The organism is Roseovarius litorisediminis (assembly GCF_900172295.1).
GTDB classification, from domain to species: domain Bacteria; phylum Pseudomonadota; class Alphaproteobacteria; order Rhodobacterales; family Rhodobacteraceae; genus Roseovarius; species Roseovarius litorisediminis.
On sequence record NZ_FWFL01000012.1, the window covers coordinates 25,516 to 42,495 of the forward strand.

General features: G+C 56.0%; 18 protein-coding genes. 13 read left to right on the forward strand and 5 right to left on the reverse strand.

Translation table 11 applies throughout. From position 1 onward, the window contains the following. Window positions 1-3 precede the first annotated feature (3 nt). Complete coding sequence (locus PEL8287_RS17900; protein ID WP_085893811.1) at window positions 4-504, reverse strand: type III secretion system chaperone family protein; 501 nt, start codon at window positions 502-504, stop codon at window positions 4-6. A gap of 307 nt (window positions 505-811) precedes the next feature. Here PEL8287_RS17900 and PEL8287_RS20115 point away from each other — a divergent pair, with 307 nt between their 5' ends. From PEL8287_RS20115 to PEL8287_RS17935, 8 genes are all read left to right on the forward strand, one after another. Next, window positions 812-964 (forward strand): hypothetical protein, encoded by a 153-nt coding sequence (locus PEL8287_RS20115; protein ID WP_176228690.1) that lies wholly within the window; start codon window positions 812-814, stop codon window positions 962-964. 8 nt (window positions 965-972) lie between these two features. Then, window positions 973-1,650, forward strand: coding sequence for a response regulator transcription factor (locus PEL8287_RS17905; protein WP_085893812.1), 678 nt, complete (start codon window positions 973-975; stop codon window positions 1,648-1,650). Continuing rightward, complete coding sequence (locus PEL8287_RS17910; RefSeq protein WP_085893813.1) at window positions 1,647-3,005, forward strand: sensor histidine kinase; 1,359 nt, start codon at window positions 1,647-1,649, stop codon at window positions 3,003-3,005. The genes PEL8287_RS17905 and PEL8287_RS17910 overlap by 4 nt, the downstream gene beginning before the upstream one ends. Window positions 3,006-3,111: 106 nt before the next feature. Continuing rightward, the gene (locus PEL8287_RS17915; RefSeq protein WP_176228691.1) at window positions 3,112-3,705 is read left to right on the forward strand and encodes a thermostable hemolysin; all 594 of its coding nucleotides are present in this window, start codon (window positions 3,112-3,114) and stop codon (window positions 3,703-3,705) included. Further along, window positions 3,705-3,896 carry a hypothetical protein gene (locus PEL8287_RS17920; protein WP_085893815.1) on the forward strand — a complete coding sequence of 64 codons (192 nt, stop codon included), beginning with the start codon at window positions 3,705-3,707 and terminating at the stop codon, window positions 3,894-3,896. The genes PEL8287_RS17915 and PEL8287_RS17920 overlap by 1 nt, the downstream gene beginning before the upstream one ends. Continuing rightward, complete coding sequence (locus tag PEL8287_RS17925) at window positions 3,874-5,163, forward strand: AMP-binding protein (protein ID WP_085893816.1); 1,290 nt, start codon at window positions 3,874-3,876, stop codon at window positions 5,161-5,163. The genes PEL8287_RS17920 and PEL8287_RS17925 overlap by 23 nt, the downstream gene beginning before the upstream one ends. Beyond that, window positions 5,160-5,954, forward strand: a complete 795-nt coding sequence (locus PEL8287_RS17930; protein ID WP_085893817.1) for an SDR family NAD(P)-dependent oxidoreductase — start codon at window positions 5,160-5,162, stop codon at window positions 5,952-5,954. Before PEL8287_RS17925 ends, PEL8287_RS17930 begins: the two co-directional genes overlap by 4 nt. Before the next feature lie 55 nt (window positions 5,955-6,009). Then, on the forward strand, window positions 6,010-6,870 hold the full coding sequence (locus PEL8287_RS17935; RefSeq protein WP_085893818.1) for a TauD/TfdA family dioxygenase: 861 nt from the start codon (window positions 6,010-6,012) through the stop codon (window positions 6,868-6,870). Window positions 6,871-6,895: 25 nt separating this feature from the next. On the opposite strand, the gene PEL8287_RS17940 is transcribed toward PEL8287_RS17935, so the two are convergent. Further along, window positions 6,896-7,141, reverse strand: a complete 246-nt coding sequence (locus tag PEL8287_RS17940; protein WP_085893819.1) for an accessory factor UbiK family protein — start codon at window positions 7,139-7,141, stop codon at window positions 6,896-6,898. 97 nt (window positions 7,142-7,238) lie between these two features. Between PEL8287_RS17940 and lgt the strand changes: the two genes are divergently transcribed. The 4 genes from lgt to PEL8287_RS17960 all read left to right on the forward strand — a co-directional run bounded on the left by lgt (window position 7,239) and on the right by PEL8287_RS17960 (window position 11,464). Beyond that, window positions 7,239-8,126: a prolipoprotein diacylglyceryl transferase gene (gene lgt / locus PEL8287_RS17945; RefSeq protein WP_085893820.1), complete on the forward strand. Its 888-nt coding sequence runs from the start codon at window positions 7,239-7,241 to the stop codon at window positions 8,124-8,126. Next, on the forward strand, window positions 8,123-9,184 hold the full coding sequence (locus PEL8287_RS17950) for a class I SAM-dependent methyltransferase (protein WP_085893821.1): 1,062 nt from the start codon (window positions 8,123-8,125) through the stop codon (window positions 9,182-9,184). Before lgt ends, PEL8287_RS17950 begins: the two co-directional genes overlap by 4 nt. Further along, window positions 9,181-9,936, forward strand: coding sequence for a peptidoglycan editing factor PgeF (gene pgeF, locus PEL8287_RS17955; RefSeq protein ID WP_085893822.1), 756 nt, complete (start codon window positions 9,181-9,183; stop codon window positions 9,934-9,936). Before PEL8287_RS17950 ends, pgeF begins: the two co-directional genes overlap by 4 nt. A gap of 844 nt (window positions 9,937-10,780) precedes the next feature. Then, window positions 10,781-11,464, forward strand: coding sequence for a Hint domain-containing protein (locus PEL8287_RS17960; protein WP_235862335.1), 684 nt, complete (start codon window positions 10,781-10,783; stop codon window positions 11,462-11,464). A gap of 3 nt (window positions 11,465-11,467) precedes the next feature. Here PEL8287_RS17960 and PEL8287_RS17965 read toward each other — a convergent pair whose 3' ends face one another. From PEL8287_RS17965 to PEL8287_RS17975, 3 genes are all read right to left on the reverse strand, one after another. After that, on the reverse strand, window positions 11,468-11,968 hold the full coding sequence (locus tag PEL8287_RS17965) for an Lrp/AsnC family transcriptional regulator (protein WP_085893824.1): 501 nt from the start codon (window positions 11,966-11,968) through the stop codon (window positions 11,468-11,470). 163 nt (window positions 11,969-12,131) lie between these two features. Further along, window positions 12,132-14,237 (reverse strand): tetratricopeptide repeat protein, encoded by a 2,106-nt coding sequence (locus PEL8287_RS17970; protein ID WP_085893825.1) that lies wholly within the window; start codon window positions 14,235-14,237, stop codon window positions 12,132-12,134. Between the two features lie 123 nt (window positions 14,238-14,360). Further along, window positions 14,361-15,413, reverse strand: coding sequence for a VWA domain-containing protein (locus PEL8287_RS17975; protein ID WP_085893826.1), 1,053 nt, complete (start codon window positions 15,411-15,413; stop codon window positions 14,361-14,363). A 486-nt stretch (window positions 15,414-15,899) separates the two neighbouring features. On the opposite strand from PEL8287_RS17975, the gene trxB reads away from it, so the two are divergent. Next, complete coding sequence (trxB, locus tag PEL8287_RS17980; RefSeq protein WP_085893828.1) at window positions 15,900-16,844, forward strand: thioredoxin-disulfide reductase; 945 nt, start codon at window positions 15,900-15,902, stop codon at window positions 16,842-16,844. Window positions 16,845-16,980: the final 136 nt, after the last annotated feature.

Sequence of the window (16,980 nt, forward strand, 5' to 3'; positions counted from 1 at the left end):
GTGTTACGCGCGCCCGTACGCCTCTGCAATGGCGACCTGAAGCGCGTCCTGAGGGGTTTTGTCACCCCAGACCACAAGCTGGAAAGCCGGATAGTAACGCTCGGCGCTCATGACGGCCGCGTTGATCATTGTATTGATCTGCTCTGGGCTGGCATCCTGCCCGCCGGCCATCACCAGACCATAACGATAGACCATCAGTTTCTGTTCGGCCCAGTAAGTAAAGGCACCTGCCCAGCAGTGATCGTTCACATCGTTCAGCATGTGATACAACACCGGCAGCTTGTCTTCAGGGGGCTCCATTTCAAAGGTGCAAACCATGCGCAGGGTTTCGTCATAGCCTGACCAGGCAAGGGTGATCGAGTAGGTGCGCCACTGCCCTTCCACGGCCATGGCGATCTGATCGTCGCCGATACGATCAAAATCCCAGTCGTGATGTTCGGCAATATGCTCGACGATATCGATGGGGTGAAGGTCTTCTTGCAAAAACTGCTCTGACAGTGCCATAGCGCCACCTCGTTTTTTGTTTTAGCGCCGGGGTCTGGCAGCGCCCCAAGCGCTAGGTGCCTGCTCTACAAGCGGGGGCTGATCCCCTCGCCCATACAAGATATGGTGGAACCTTTCCGGCGACCTGTAAAGCTATTTGTTGGGGATAGCCGCAATAAGTTGTGGATAGACTTGAAATTTAATCAAGATGGGCACGTGCCGCGCAAGCCCGGTTTTCAGACGACAAACACAGGCTGTAAGCCTGCGGTAAGTTTCAGGTCCCATCCCCCGGTTTCTGGATCAGAGCACTTTCACAGCGGAAATACGCATGCGCTTAGCAACAGGGATTGCTGGATTTTCCCCGGCGCTGGCCAACCTGCGAAAGGCCGCCTTGCCCCCCGCTTTGGGCCGTGAAGACGATATTGCATATATGCCTGTAAGGTCGGATGATCGTTCAACCGTGGCATACCTTTTGAATTAGGACCCTGGATGCGACTTCTTTATGTTGAAGACAACGAGAAACTGGCGCTGAACACCAGCATCAGTTTACAGCAGAACGGTTTTACCGTTGATGCTGTCACCACAGGCGAAGATGCGTTACATTCGGCAAAGACCTATGATTACGATGCGATCATTCTTGATCTGGGGCTGCCGGATATCGACGGGCTGTCGGTGTTGGAGGCCATCAAGCAGGCCAACAACGAAACACCCGTAATCATCTGCACCGCGCGAGATGCGTTGGAAGACCGGATTACCGGCCTGAACGCCGGGTCAGATGATTATCTGGTCAAGCCATTCAATGTGTCCGAACTGGTTGCGCGGATCAAAGCAGTCTTGCGCAGACCCGGCGGGGCCCTGGGCGTCAAGCTGTGCGCAGGCAATATACGCTTTGACACGATCGACCGCTCGGTCCAGATTGATGATGAAACGGCGCGCTTCTCCCGCCGCGAACTGGATTTGCTGGAACTTTTCATGCGACGCAAGGGCCGGATCCTGTCAAAAGACGCGATTGAAAATGCGCTTTATGGCTTTGATGAACCTCCCACCCCAAACGCGATCGAAGTTGCCACCCACCGCCTGCGCAAAAAGCTGATTGATAGCAATGCATCCGTCGGCATTCATACGCTCAGGGGGATCGGGTACATGCTGGAAGACGACGGCAAGTGACTATTTTCTCAGCGGTTTTCGGCAAGCGCTTGTCGCTCAGGCGGAATCTTATCTTCAATATTGTCACGGCGCTTAGCATCTGCATTGGCATTGCTGCAATTGTCATGATCTCGGAGTTTTTCGAGCATCTTGAAACAAACCTGGAAAATGCGCTGATAGCTGAGGCGTACGAGGTGGCCGGGCAAATCGACCCGGAGGAAAAAGACCTTGGCCTAAATCTGGATGGGCTGCGTTTTTCCGGGGCGGAGGGCATTTATCGTTACACTATTTTTGAAGATTCAGGCGCAATGCTGGCGGGGGGCGAAAGATACGACCATCTGCCGCTGTTGCTAAAATCGCTGCGTCCCGGGCGCACGGCAAAAATCACGATGCCATCTGGCCGGATAGGCGTGATTTTGAGAGCGCCGGTCGAGGGGCAGGATTTTTATATTCTCGTAACAACCTCCAAGGCCGAAACCGAGAGCAAGAAGCTGCCCGAGTTGCTACATGAGATAGAGGAGCAAATTCAATGGATTCTTTTGGGAATAGTAACCGTCATTGTGGCCGCAGTACTGGCGGCGCGCCGATCGCTTAAACCATTGGATACGATTTCAAGGCAGGCACACGATATAGGGCCCAATACCACCAGGCAACGCTTGTCAGTCGAACGGCTCCCTGCTGAAATTGTACCTCTAGTAGCTGCCGTGAACGGTGCATTTGACCGTTTGGAACAAGGATACAAGGCTCAACGCGAGTTTTCGTCAAATGTAGCCCACGAGGTGCGTACGCCATTGGCGGTGCTTCGTTCCAGCATCGACCGCATTGAGGACGCTGAACTGCGAAAAGGGCTGACAGAAGACATACAGCGCCTTGATCAGATGTTTGAACAGTTGATTGACCTTTCGCGGGCGGAATCCCTTGGGCCCACTTTGTTCGAACCCGTAAATCTCCATGATATTGCGGTGCGCGAGGCGACCGAGAGGGCCAGCTCCGCGATCCGCAGCGGCAAGATGCTGGCAGTCACCGGGGACACCGACGCTATGGTTATGGGGCATCTGGGGCTTTTGTCGATTGCCCTTGGCAATCTGGTCAGAAATGCGCTGAATTATTCCCCCGAAGGCACAGAAGTTGAAATCGAGGTGCTGTCAGGCCCTCCCGGTTGGCGGGTACTGGACCGGGGTATCGGGGTGCCTGAGAAAATAAAAGAGGGCCTGTTCGAGCGCTTCAATCGTGGCGAAGACTCTTATGGAAAGATCCAGGGATCGGGGATCGGGCTGGCGATCGTCAAATCGGTGGCCGAGGCCCATGGCGCGGTAGTCGACATAAGTGATCGTGACGGCGGCGGAAGTGTTTTTAGCTTCCGGTTCAACGCCTGAATCGCGGCGAAACCTTGCCCGACCCTGACAAATAATAAGTCCGGTAAGTCTGCTGTAAGGCAAGGACTGCCCAATGCGAATCTTAAGACAGCAAATCGGGCAAAATATGCGAGTAGAATTTATCACCGGCAATTGCGCCGAACGGCAAGAAGCGCAAAACCATATCTCCAGAGTTTACCATGATGTTTACGGCGCGTCGCTGACCAGCTTTGCGCCCCTTCTGGTGACAGCGCGAAACGTGCATGGAGAGATTGTTTGTGCCGCTGGGGTCCGTACCGCAAAAGACGGGTTTTTCTCGGACACCTATCTGGGCAGCGATTTTGGCAAAGCGCTGATCGGGCCCGATAACACGACTGTTCCGCTGACCCAGGTGATGGAAGTCGTCTCGCTGGCGTCGACAACGCCGTTTCCGGTGTTGCCAATGCTGGATACGGTTATCAGCTGGGGCCGAGCCCAGGGTATGACCTGCGGTGTATTCACCGCAACCGCGCCTTTGCGCCGGTTGTTACAGCGTACAGGTCTGGCCTATATTGCGCTTTGTCCGGCGGACAAGGTGCAAGTGGCGGACCCCAAAAGCTGGGGCAGGTATTATGACCAGGATCCGTGGGTCTGCGCCTGCACCGATGATGTTTTCACGCCAATTTCCCTGTCTCCGCGCAGTCAACGTGTTTCAACACCGCTGCGATCCGAGGCCTGTTGATGCACGCCGTATTCGAGGCTTTGTCGCGCAATGCCGCCGCGACTCCCCAAGGTGTCGCGTTTCGCGATGATGCCACCCAGATCACCTGGGCCGGTCTGGCCGCAAAGGTAACGCGGCTGGCCGCAGTGCTGAAGGATGCGCCTGATGTGGTTGCCATCGCGCTGACTGGTGGCGCTGACTGGTGGCGTTGACTATGTCGTTGCAGATCTTGCCACAACGCTTTGCGGAAAGCGTCAGGTCCCGCTGCCGTTCTTTTTCAGTCATACACAAAATGCACACATCCTGATGGATGCTGGTGTCGGGGCGGTGGTTACCAGCACGCCCGAGCTTTTCACCGCCTTGCCGAAATTGCAGATTATCGATCCGGTCGACATCCCGGACGGCCCCCTGTCCTTTCCAGACTACCTGGGAGGAGCCGACCGGGTGATCTATACGTCCGGATCATCCGGTCGGCCCAAGGGGGTTATCATAGGAGACCCTCAGTTATCGGCCTCACTGACGGCTCTGGCGTTGGTGATTAATGCCGGGCCACAGGATCGGCATCTGTCGATTCTGCCGCTGGCGCAGTTGCTGGAACAGATATGCGGCATCTTCCTGCCTATTCTGGCGGGCGCGGAAACCGTCATGCGGTTTGAGGCGACGAAAGCCCTTTTCGGCGCCCCCATAGCCGCGCTGACCGACGCCTTTGAGGAAGTCCAGCCAAGCACAAGCCTGCTGGCCCCTGGCCTTTTGGGCCGTTGGGTGCAGGATTTGAAAGCCGCATCCCGGCATGCACCCGCAAGCCTGCGTTTCGTGGCCGTCGGCGGCGCGTCCTCGTCCCCTGCGCTGATTTACAAGGCGGCGTCCGTACGCATTCCCGTGCACGAAGGCTATGGCCTGTCGGAATGTTGCGCGGTGGTGGCCATGAACCGCCCCGGTCAGAACCGCGCTGGCAGCGTCGGGCAGGTGCTGGACGGGCTGGAGGTTGAAATCATCAACAACGAAATCACCGTGACCGGACCAACCATCATGGCCGGTTACCTGAATGGCACGCCTGCACCCGAGCGTTGGTACACCGGTGATCTGGGGCATTTCGACGGTGACCGCCTGGTGATCGATGGGCGCAAGTACGCGCTGCTGGTCACTCCTGCAGGGCGCAACATATCACCCGAGTGGATTGAATCGCGCGTCAATGCTGACCCGCGCATTGTCAGTTCGGCCCTGGCGCTGCGGCAGGACGGCACGCTAATTCTAATCGTCGTGGCCGTGGCCCCCATCACCGGACCCGAGATTGTGGCCTGCCTGTCGGATGTTCCCGCCTACACCCAGCCCGACGGCCTGATCCTGACCGATCCGTCGCACCCCGACCTGGTGTTTGCAGCGGGCACCCCCAACCGGGCGGTGGCCCACCAACTGGTCAACACCGCAGACGCGCTGCCATTGGCGCCATTTCAAACCAAAGAAAGCCTTGCCTCATGACCGCCCGTTTCAAAATCGCCCTAATCACCGGTGCAGGATCCGGGATCGGCCGGGAAATGGCCCGGCACGCGGCAAAACTGGGCCTTGATCTGATCCTTGTCGGCCGGACCGAGGCCAGCCTGATCGAAACCCGGGAAATGGTGCCGGAAGCACGCGTTTCGCTTGTGGTGGCTGATGTCTGCACGGTGGAGGGGCGCGCAACGATCGTAGCGGCCGCCGGGGACACACTGGACTATCTTGTCAACAATGCAGGCACACTGAAAGTGGGCCACCTGGCGGATCTGGACGACGACGCGCTTGCACGGATGGTAAACACCAACCTGTTGGCCCCCATTGCCCTGACTCGTGATCTGATCCCCGCCCTGGAAGCCGCGCATGGGCGCATCGTCAATATCGGCTCGGTTTTCGGGGATATCGCTTATCCGTTCTTTGCCGCGTATTCGGCCACCAAGTTCGGGTTGCGCGGTTTTTCCGATGCCCTGCGGCGCGAGCTTTCGGGCCGGGGCATTGGGGTTACCTACATCGCGCCACGGGCCACCCGCACCGCAGCGCAGTCCGAGTTTTCAGCGCTGGTCGAGCCGTTGGATATGGCGCTGGACTGTGCCGAAGAGGTGGCGCGTGACGCCTGGGCCGCCATTCTTGATGGCAGGCGCGAAAGTTTCCCCAAGGGTAAAGAGCGGTTTTTTGTGAAAGTGCAGCGACTGTTTCCGTCTCTCGTAGACAAATCCGTGGGGGCTCAGGCACGCGCGCCCCAAACACTGGCAGCTTTGAAATCTGTAAGCGAAATGTAAGGCCGCGGTTTTATCCGGCACACCCTACAGGTTGATACCCCCAAAAGGAAAACCCATGAGTTACAATGTCATCCGTGCCTCCGAAGCGGGGCAGTGCGACATCACACCCGAGATCATCGGCAAAGTGAAACAACATCTGAACGACGATGGTTGGGCGCTGCTGCGTGGGTTTGATATCGATATGACCGCTTTTAGTAAGCTGACCGCGCAGATGTGCAAGACCATCACATTTGATCCGGCCCGCGAAAATACCGAAAAGAACACCCAGAAGGTGGATGCCGGTCTGGGCCCCATCGGCTTGCATATCGAAAACGGCAATACACCGATCTGCCCGGATGTGGTGGCGTTCTACTGCACCAAAGCCGCATTTGAAGGGTCGCAGACCACAATCTGCGACGGAAGAGAGGTATTTGCCAAATTCGATGACACACAAAAAGCCCGGTGGTCCCAACCCATGACCGTCAAACGCAACCTGCCCGAAGACCTATGGAAGCGATACCTGGCAAATGAACACCCTGCCATCAGCGACCCCGGCGAGGTCACGATGGAACACGTGCTGCAATTCAAAGCGGCAATCCCCAATCAGGATTTCGAGCTGTGTGATGACGGATCGATTGACTATCAAATCAAGGTGCTGCCGGTGCGCCCGTCTTCCTTGTCCAATGGACGTGCCTTTGCCAACGCCATCCTTGGCCCTTCACACAATTACGAACCACCGGTTTACACACTTGAAGACGGCTCTGTTGTTTCATCCGACGAAATCGAGGCGCTGCGCGATATTGCCGAAACCTGCACGGTAGAAATTAACTGGCAGGACGGGGATGTTGCTGTGATCGACAATACCCGCATCATGCATGGCCGCCGCGCCATCAAAGACGCCGACTGCCAGCTGTTTATCGGCATGGGGCGGATCTGAACAAGGCTTTGCCCTGAACAGCCTTTTATGTCGCCTTTTTCTCAAGCATGTCCAGACGCGCCTTAAGCGCTGCGTTCTCTTCGCGTGCCTTCTGGGCCATGGCGCGCACGGCGTCAAATTCTTCGCGGGTGACAAAATCACGATCAGCCAGCCAGCGGTCGATCATCGACTTCATTGCATTTTCCGCCTCGTCCTTGGCCCCCTGGGCCACGCCCATGGCATTGGTCATCAGCTGCGAAATATCGTCGAGCACTTTGTTACGGGTCTGCATGGGTCTTCTCCGACGTTTCATTTGCCCCCTATATGGGCTGCAAAAGGACACATCACAAGGTTGACTTCCCCCCTTTGCCAGAGGCACAGAGACGCATATGCAAGCCATGATCCCCTTCCCCGACATCTCACCCGAGATTTTCACCATTTCCCTGTTCGGGATCGAATTCGCGCTGCGCTGGTATGCGCTGTCTTATATCGCGGGCATCCTGATTGGGTGGCGTGTGGTCGTGGCCACGGTCAGGCGTGTGCATCTTTGGCGAAATGAAACCGCCCCGATGGTGCCTGCACAGGTTGAAGACTTGCTGACATGGGTGATTCTTGGGGTGGTTTTGGGTGGTCGGCTGGGTTTTGTGCTGTTCTACAAACCGTTGCACTACCTGCAAAACCCCGGCGAAATTCTGACGGTCTGGCAAGGGGGCATGTCATTTCATGGCGGTCTTCTGGGGGTGGTCGTGGCCTGTATCGTTTATTCGCGACGGCAGGGTATCCCTTGGCTATCGGTGGCCGATGTATTGTGCATGGTGGCCCCCATAGGTCTGTTTCTGGGCCGGGTTGCCAACTTTATCAATGCCGAGCTTTGGGGCCGCCCCACCGACCTGCCCTGGGGTGTGGTCTTTCCCGGCGCTTACGCACAAGACTGCCCCGATGTTATCGGGGCTTGTGCCCGCCACCCTTCGCAGCTTTATGAGGCAGCACTTGAGGGGCTGATTCTTGGCGCGGCGCTGATCTATCTGGCCTACCGGCGCGGGGCTCTGAAATGGCCAGGACGGATCACCGGTGTGTTTTTCGCAGGCTACGGACTGTCCCGCTTTGTTGTCGAATTTGCTCGTCAGGCCGATTACCAGTTTATCACGCCCGACAATCCGATGGGCTATGTCCTGCATAGCGGCGGCTATGGCCTGAGCATGGGACAGATGTTGTCGCTGCCGATGATCGCCTTCGGCGTCGGGATGGTTCTTTATGCGAACCGGCGCGGCGAATGACGGACCTTCGGGACCTTCTGATTTCCCGAATCCGGGCTGACGGGCCGATCACACTGGCCGAATATATGGCCACCTGCCTTATGCATCCCGACCACGGCTACTATGCCACCCGGGACCCGCTGGGGGCAGCCGGAGATTTCATCACAGCGCCGGAAATCAGCCAGATGTTTGGTGAATTGATTGGCCTCAGCCTTGCACAAAGCTGGCTGGATCAGGGGGCGCCTGTGCCCTTTGTGCTGGCCGAAGCCGGACCGGGGCGTGGTACGCTGATGGCTGATATCCTGCGGGCCACCCGGGCCGTGGCAGGCTTTCACGACGCCCTGCAACTGCACCTGATTGAAACCTCTGCCACCCTGCGTAAGATACAGCACCAGACCCTTTGCCGGGATGACATCATCTGGCACGACAGGGCGGATACCCTGCCTGCCCTGCCTCTTTTCATTGTCGCCAACGAGTTTTTTGACGCCCTGCCGATCCGCCAGTTTCAACGCGAGGGCAATCAATGGCGTGAGCGCTGCATCGGCTTGCAGGACGGTCACCTGAGTTTTGGCCTGTCTGACCTTCTGTCGCTGCCGCACCTAGACGACCGGCTGGAAGACACCGCTGAAGGGGATCTGGTGGAAGTCTGCACCGCCGCCACGGCAACAGCCACAACCATCGGCACTCATATTCAGACCCACGGCGGCATCGCCCTGATCATCGACTATGGCGACTGGCACGCCTTGGGGGATACGTTTCAGGCCCTGAGCCAGCACAAGAGTACCGATCCGCTGGCAAACCCTGGCCAGGCAGACCTGACCGCGCATGTGGATTTTGAAGCGCTGGCCCTTGCCACGCCGTCACGCTACAGCCGCCTGACCCCACAGGGAGTGTTTCTGGAACGGCTGGGCATTACGCAACGCGCGCAGGCACTGGCCAAAAAACTGGATGGCAGGGCGTTGGAAAATCACATTGCCGCACATCGGCGCTTGACCCACCCACAGGAAATGGGGACGCTCTTTAAGGTAGTTGCCTTTTATCCTGACGGAGCAGCCCCGCCACCCGGATTGGACCCATGACACTTGAAATTCTGACCGCCGACAGCCTGATGCCGTTCCGCCACGGGTTCTTTACCCGCAAGGGCGGGGCGTCTTCAGGTGTGTTTGGCGGTCTGAATTGCGGTCAGGGATCATCTGATCAATCCGAGATCGTCACTATCAACCGCGCTCGGGTTGCCAGGGCCATGCAGGTGGCCCCCGATCACCTGATCAGCGTCCATCAGGTGCATTCGCCTGACGTGCAGACCGTGACCGAGCCGACAACCGAACGCCCCCGTGCCGACGCAATGGTTACAGCCACACCCGGACTGGCGCTTGCCATCCTCACCGCTGATTGCCAGCCGGTTCTTTTTGCCGATGCCAAAGCGCAGGTCGTCGGCGCCGCCCATGCCGGATGGCGGGGCGCACTGGATGGCGTGCTGGAGGCCACAATTGATGCAATGCAAGCTCTTGGCGCCGAACGCAAAAACATCCACGCGGTGATCGGTCCCTCGATCAGCCAAACGGCTTACGAAGTCGGCCCCGAGTTTCTTGAGGACTTTATGGCAGACGATCCTGACAACACCCGTTTTTTCGCCAATGGCGACGGGAATCGGTATCAGTTTGACCTGCCGGGATATGGTCTGAAACGACTGCGCCGCGCCGGGATCGGCAGCGCCGAATGGACGCGGCATTGCACCTATTCCGACCCGGAACGGTTTTATTCCTACCGGCGCGCCACCCATGCAGGAGAGGCGGATTATGGGCGCCTGATTTCTGTGATCCGTATCTGAATGCGGCAAGAAGACGACGGTTTTTCCTACCCACAGCCTCAATTCAACAAAGACAGCTAAAGCCGAACCAAAATCTTTACGCGAATTTTTTTAAATTTCTCATATATTTTAATAACTTAATGAAACTTCAGACTCTCACCATAATTCACCCGAATGGCTGCGGCACTTTATTTCACCTTGTTTCAAATGGACAAAACAAGGCCCTAAAGCAACGCCATACTGGATATCAGGCCAAACTGAAAACCGGCCCCAGAAGACAAAACTTACGAGAGGACGGTAAGATGCAAAGGCGTTGGATGAAAACCATAGTTGACACCAGCAAGCAGCAATCACCCGTGCTGCCCTATCACCGATCACTTCGACTGACGCATGAATTTGCCCTGGTCAGAACATCGTTTCCAAAGGTCTGTTCCGCGTAAAGGTAGCCTACATTGGTATTGTTGATTAGTTGATTTAAGTACTAGTTCATAAAAACGGGCCGCTTCTGAAATGAGGCGGCCCAATTTGATTCGGCTGAATTTGACCGGATTGTGGCGTTGCGTTCCTGTTCGGGCAACAAAGCCAGAAGACTACCCGGGATTACCCTCATGTTAACGACAATTTCTTTAAAAACTTGACTAATATCATGGATTTATGCCAATTTGTTTTCAGTAAAATGTTAATAGTAATTGTCCTTCTGTCGTTGTCGGTGGGGGCCGGCGCGGTTGTGACAACCTGGTAAAGGTGACACAGCATGACGACCCCTATGATGACGTCCAGAGCGTCAAGCCTTATTCAATCACAGGCAAATAGATCACATTACAACCAAACTTCACTCGCAGCGAACCCGCGAAAATCGCTGGTTATGCGAAAATACCAGATTTCCTACCTGAAACCTGATGGCAGCATCGCCCAATCGGAAAACATCGGGCCTGCCACCCCTGCATTTGAAGCCGCGTTTTCCGCCTTTGCCCGTGGCACACTGATCCAGACGACCCAGGGCCCCATCGCGGTTGAAGACCTGGTGCCCGGCATGAAAATTTTGTCCTCAACACGCACGCCCTCCCGGCTGCTTTGGATCGGCTCGATGGCGCTGATACCCAACGCCCGCAATCCCTTGCAAAACCAGGCAAAGCTGACTCGTTTCATGGCCGACTCGCTTGGCATGGGCCGACCGATTTCAGATTTCATGGCGGGCCCCAGCGCCCGTATTCTGACACGCCCGTCCGACATGCGCTGCGTAGAAGGTGACGGTCGCATTCTTGTCCCTGCCCGCGATTTGGCGGATGGCATGAATATCATCGAACTCTCACCGCCACGGCCCGTAACCGCTTATCACCTGTGCCTGCAGCGACACGCCACTGTGTCAGCAGCCGGGTTCGATGTTGAAACCTTCCATCCGGGTCACGGCTTTGAACGAAATATGGGGCACAACATGCTGTCGCTGTTTCTGTCGTTCTTTCCGCATGTCAAAGAGCCCCGGGATTTCGGCAGTCTGTCGCATCCACGTCGGCCGCTGATTTCCCCGTCGGGAACAGAACTGCCTTAAACCTCAGGCCGACTTGTTCAGTCGCGCTTCGAGAACTTCAAACGGAACGCCGGGATCGTCCTTGGCGCCGCGGATCACCAACGAGGTTTTGACACTGCCGACATTGTCGGCAGCTGTCAGTTCTTCCGTCAGAAACCGTTGGAAAGTGCTGAGGTCAGGGGCCACGCATTTCAGGATGAAATCGACCTCGCCGTTCAGCATATGACACTCGCGCACCAGCGGCCAGGCGCGGCATCGCGCCTCAAACGCGCTCAGATCTGCCTCGGCCTGACTTTGCAATCCGACCATGGCGAAAACCTGAACCTCGAATCCCAGTTCGCGGGCGTCCACTTCGGCGTGGTAGCCCCGGATAAAACCCGATTCTTCCAGCGTACGCACCCGGCGCAGGCAGGGCGGCGCCGAAATGCCCACACGCTTGGCAAGCTCGACGTTGGTCATGCGACCATCGGCCTGCAACTCGGCCAGAATTTTACGATCAATCTCGTCAAGGCGGGTTGCCGACATGCTGCTCCCTCATGGAAAATTTTCAGTTTGTTATAGCACCTGCGCCAGTTTGAGCAATTATATTTCAATGCCGAGCAATATTATTGAATGTTGGAAACTCAGCCCCCGGCAACCTTCTTAAATGCCGCGTAAATTTCCAGTAACAACTGAGAAACCACACCAACTATTGCAATTGCTCACGTAACCGCTTTGCTTTGGCCGCCGCCGCATGGTTGGCCGGTGCAACTTTTGCAAATCGGTTAAGAAGCTCAAGGCTTCTTTCTTTGGCACCAACCTCGGCCTCCACAACAGCAAGGTGAAACAGAATATCCGGATTCTGAGATCCAGATCGGCGATTCGCTTCTCGCAGCGGTATCGCTGCAAGATTTGGGTCCCCGTTCAGGTAGTGAAGCCATCCGATGTTGTCGAGGATGCTGGCGTTTCCCGGTTGCAGGGCGTCGGCTGTATTTGCGAGATCAAGTGCCTCTTCCAGACTGATTTCGCGCTGAATAAAAACCCAAGCCAGTTGATTGTACCCAATATATGACTTTGGAAAAAGAACGATAAATCTGCGCAAAGCATCTTCAGCTATATCTGCCTTGCCAAGAGTGTCCGCGAGCACACCAATTTTCAGCAACGCACCTCCGTCTTCGACGATTTCAACCGCTTTTCTGTAACTATCAAGAGCTTCAGGCATTCTGCCGAATTTCAATTCCACTTCACCTAGTAGAATATGTGCCGAATAATACTGTGGAGCTTCGGAAGAAGCCGCCAGAAGTTTTGATCGGGCACTCTGCATTTCTTCCAGTCTGATGTCGGCAATTGCCGCAAAATATCGCAACTGCTGAACAACAGAACTTTCCAGAACCTCATTAAATTCAGCACGCGCCGTAAGATCGTATTCGCGCAACAACCACAGCATACCCAGTGCAGCCTTCGAACGATTTCGGGCATCCGACAAGACAGCCCAGTCGCTTGATGGCACCCCTTTAAACGATACCCCTGGAAGCAGACCATCAGCGCGAATTGCCGCCGAGGCCGCAGCGGCCGCACCCTGAGATGAAGCGGCGGCTAGAGCATCAAACCAGGCCAACGGCGCGTTCAAACTCTCTTCTGCGTTGATCGTCGCTCTTGTTTCAGGGCTTATGGGGACACCCAGGGCAACCGAAAGGGCGGCTTCTGCCATCGCATTCGCCGGTGTCTGCGTTCCCGAGGACGCTCGAATAGTTTCGAACTGGTTCAATGCAGATTGCAGGTCGCCGCTCATGGCAAGTGCAAGTGCCTTTTGGACACTCGCCTTGTGGTTTTCAAGTCCATTCAGCGCTACGCGTGGCCGGTTCATCATAAGGTTGATTTCGGCTTTTACTGTCTCGGGTCCGACAAGAACCGACGCGTAACGTTTCGCAGTTTCAAGTGCCGCTTCAAACCTGTTCTGGGCCAGCTGCATTCGGATCAGATAGGCAGCAGCCCGCCCCTCGCCAGCGTTTGATTTCAGACAACGACCGATAAGTTTTTCAGCCTCGGAAAAGCGCTGCGATGCCTCGTTAACCTGCGCCAGGGCGATTAGAGAAACGCAATCGTTCGCATCAAGTTCAAGGGCCTCTTCAAGCGCTTGTGCTGCTAGTTGAATGCGGTCCCGGGCGAATTCGGCCAAACCAAGGTTTCGAAGATAAATGGGGGACTCGGGCGCGTAGCGAACGGCCTCAACAAAGCTTTTTCGCGCGGCTTCCATGTTATTCAGCCGACCCTCGATCGTGCCAAGCAAATTGTGGGCGTAGGCGTGTTTGGGATCACGCTTCAGGGCCTGCTTTGCCTGTCGTGCAGCCTCATCCGTGTTTCCACTGCGCAACGCCAGCATTGCAGCGGCCAAATGGGGTAATGGGCTTGTTTCAAAAACATCAGCCGCTGCATCAAGCGCAAGCACTTCCCGGGCCTCATCCAGAGCCCCGGTAGCCGCAAGCGCCAAGGCATGCATCCAAAGCAATTTCTGATCATCAGGCAAGTATTTACGCACTTCCGGCGCGAGCTTCAGGATGCTGGCATAGTCGGCGCGAAGCGTTAGTTCTTCGTTCAGAATCGCGACAACTTCACTAAATTTCTTTTGCGCATTTTGTAATGCGAGTTGTTCCGGCAATTTTAAATAATCAAGAGAGCGGCCTTTTGTGCCCGGGTCCATCAGGTCCCTCGCCTCAAGATCGGGAAGAATATCGTCGGTCAGCGTTGCCGCCTGCGATGAACTGGCGAAAAATCCAATGGCAGCAACAATTAGGGCAAGACGCGTGCGTTTCATACTTTGGCACCTTTTAAACTAAAAGACCATTTTCTGCTGGTATGTAAATACTAGGGCGCCGGAAACCCGGCGCCCCAATTGAGCTTAGGCGTAACGCAAGTCTTGGCGTCACGGCATCAGGACTCAGCTTTTGCGGCGCAGGCGAAGTGCACCAAATATACCCAAACCACTTAGCAAAAGAGGTAGACCTGCCGGAAGTGGAACGACGCCATTTTGTGTCCTGCCATTTACAGTCACAGTGTCCGAGGCCGTTGTGCCGTCAGAGAAGAAAGCCTGCACTGTCCAAGTGTTCGGACCGGCAGCGATGTTGAAAGGGCTGTCGACGGTAAAGGCGCCGATACCCGAGATCGAGTTGGGATCGATCACTGTGCCGTCGGGCAAAGTGATGACGATCTTATCCACGCCGACAAGGCTGCCGCCAGTACCTTGGAAGAGCGCGATCAGGCCGCCAAGTCCGGTGGTTGTCAGGTCAACAAACGTACCATTACCGCTAGTCGCAATGGCTTGCATTGTAGCGATGCTGGCACCCGGCAGAGCCACTGAATGCACGTTATCCACACCAGCAGCAACCGCCGCTGCTGCGTTGGTAGCTGGATTACCAGCCGTGAAACCGTCCGACAAAACGACCATCTGGGTCGAGCGGCCAGCGGTTGCATTGGCGCCAGTCAACTCTGCGGTCGCAGCGTCAATACCGGATCCAATGAAAGTACCGCCACCCGCTGACAATCCGTCGATTGCGGTTTTCAACGCCGCGATGTTTGTCGCCGGAGTAAGCGGAGTCAGTGTTGTGACCGTGCTCGCGGAACTGTTAAACGCGATGATGGTCACCGACGAAGTCGCGGCAGGCAGCGCGTCGATCAGCGCCTTGGCCGCGTCTTTTTCCGCCTGAATGCCCGCACCAGATGTGGAGCCCGAAACGTCGATCACGATGGCGAGGTCAAGACCTGCCCCACCGGTTGTCCCGGTGCCGCTGGCGATACCAGTCGGTGTGATCGCAGTGCCCACTGGAGCCGTTGACCCATCTGGTGGAGACGTGAACGTTACGGTGCCGGCCGCACTCGCGACTGAAGCACCGAACATCCCGACAGAAAGCATGACTGCTGCAATAAAAGCCCATAGCCTGGACCAAAGTGGCAGTGGTGTTTTTCTGTCGGGAAAAGAAGAAGTGATTACCATGGTAATTCCCTTTCCCAGAACACAAAAAAACGTTAAGCCGCGACTTCTAAAAAGTGATATCGCAAAATGTGTCGCGATATACGCTCCGGGGTTTACCGAACAAGCGCAGCACCCTCAGATGCTACGAACTTAACCCCTTGATATTAACACATCTTTCAAGATCACGCAATCGTTACCGGTTTACAATGTGACCTCAATGTGGCGAAAATGTGTTTTTTACTTCACGTCGAAAACTCTTGGCATGCCCGGTAGGTCTTGGCATATCGCAAACAGAAGACCACGCGACACCACACCCGAATTTCCCGCATGGAGTGACTGAAATCCACTCCACTCTCTCGCATCTCTCACGAAATGTTGATTTGGCAGTCACAGGAACCACAAATTGCAGTGGTTTTCCAATAAAGGTGGCTAAACTTCTGCGCATGGCCTTTTGCCTTCTCTTTTCGGCGGCTATATCCACAAAAGTAAATTCAATGGAGTGCCCAAATGCCTGACGCCCGACACACCAAGGTTCTGATCATCGGCTCCGGCCCTGCGGGTTATACTGCCGGTGTTTATGCAAGCCGCGCCATGCTGGAACCGATTCTGGTGCAGGGAATCGAACCGGGCGGGCAGCTGACGACCACAACCGAAGTCGAGAACTGGCCCGGCGATACCGAAGTTCAGGGGCCCGACCTGATGGTGCGAATGGAAGCCCATGCCAAGGCAATGGGCTGCGAGATCATCGGCGACATCATCACCGATCTGGACGTTTCCAGCCGCCCGTTCACCGCCAAGGGTGACGGCGGTACAACCTATACTGCCGATGCCGTCATTCTGGCCACCGGTGCCCGCGCCAAATGGCTGGGCTTGCCGTCAGAAGAGGCCTTCAAGGGTTTTGGTGTTAGCGCCTGCGCCACCTGTGACGGCTTCTTTTATCGCGGTCAGGAAATTGTTGTGATTGGCGGTGGCAACACGGCCGTGGAAGAGGCGCTGTTTCTAACCAATTTCGCCTCAAAAGTGACGCTCGTCCATCGCCGCGACGAATTGCGCTCTGAGAAGATCTTGCAGGACCGGTTGTTCAAACATCCCAAGGTCGAAACTCTATGGAATCACGTTCTGGAAGAGGTGACCGGTACCGAAAACCCCAAGGGTGTTGAAGGCGTCCGCGTCAAACATGTGGACACCGGTGAAATCACTGAAATCCCCTGCAAAGGTGTTTTTATCGCCATTGGCCACGCCCCGGCCAACGAATTGGTCAAGGATACGCTGGAAATGCACAATGGTGGTTACGTCAAGGTTCAGCCCGGCAGCACCCGCACATCGATTCCCGGTGTTTTTGCCGCGGGCGATCTGACCGATCACGTCTACCGTCAGGCCGTCACCTCGGCCGGAATGGGGTGCATGGCCGCGCTGGACGCTGAGAAGTTTCTGGCTGAAAAAGAGGGATAAAATCCGGATTCGCTGCAAATTCGCGTCACTTTGGCCTCTTTTCGCCATTTCGACCAAGAGCGGCTTGAATCCTGACACAAAGCGGGGCTATGGCGCGTGAAAGGTGTTGCACGTCGTAACGCCATTATTGATTCAG

Bases quoted from the DNA above. Each gene is read 5' to 3' on its own strand.
- PEL8287_RS17900 (WP_085893811.1), bottom strand. From the start codon at position 504: ATGGCACTGTCAGAGCAGTTTTTGCAAGAAGACCTTCACCCCATCGAT.
- PEL8287_RS20115 (WP_176228690.1), top strand. From the start codon at position 812: ATGCGCTTAGCAACAGGGATTGCTGGATTTTCCCCGGCGCTGGCCAAC.
- PEL8287_RS17905 (WP_085893812.1), top strand. From the start codon at position 973: ATGCGACTTCTTTATGTTGAAGACAACGAGAAACTGGCGCTGAACACC.
- PEL8287_RS17915 (WP_176228691.1), top strand. From the start codon at position 3,112: ATGCGAGTAGAATTTATCACCGGCAATTGCGCCGAACGGCAAGAAGCG.
- PEL8287_RS17920 (WP_085893815.1), top strand. From the start codon at position 3,705: ATGCACGCCGTATTCGAGGCTTTGTCGCGCAATGCCGCCGCGACTCCC.
- PEL8287_RS17930 (WP_085893817.1), top strand. From the start codon at position 5,160: ATGACCGCCCGTTTCAAAATCGCCCTAATCACCGGTGCAGGATCCGGG.
- PEL8287_RS17935 (WP_085893818.1), top strand. From the start codon at position 6,010: ATGAGTTACAATGTCATCCGTGCCTCCGAAGCGGGGCAGTGCGACATC.
- PEL8287_RS17940 (WP_085893819.1), bottom strand. From the start codon at position 7,141: ATGCAGACCCGTAACAAAGTGCTCGACGATATTTCGCAGCTGATGACC.
- lgt (WP_085893820.1), top strand. From the start codon at position 7,239: ATGCAAGCCATGATCCCCTTCCCCGACATCTCACCCGAGATTTTCACC.
- PEL8287_RS17950 (WP_085893821.1), top strand. From the start codon at position 8,123: ATGACGGACCTTCGGGACCTTCTGATTTCCCGAATCCGGGCTGACGGG.
- pgeF (WP_085893822.1), top strand. From the start codon at position 9,181: ATGACACTTGAAATTCTGACCGCCGACAGCCTGATGCCGTTCCGCCAC.
- PEL8287_RS17960 (WP_235862335.1), top strand. From the start codon at position 10,781: ATGCGAAAATACCAGATTTCCTACCTGAAACCTGATGGCAGCATCGCC.
- PEL8287_RS17965 (WP_085893824.1), bottom strand. From the start codon at position 11,968: ATGTCGGCAACCCGCCTTGACGAGATTGATCGTAAAATTCTGGCCGAG.
- PEL8287_RS17970 (WP_085893825.1), bottom strand. From the start codon at position 14,237: ATGAAACGCACGCGTCTTGCCCTAATTGTTGCTGCCATTGGATTTTTC.
- PEL8287_RS17975 (WP_085893826.1), bottom strand. From the start codon at position 15,413: ATGGTAATCACTTCTTCTTTTCCCGACAGAAAAACACCACTGCCACTT.
- trxB (WP_085893828.1), top strand. From the start codon at position 15,900: ATGCCTGACGCCCGACACACCAAGGTTCTGATCATCGGCTCCGGCCCT.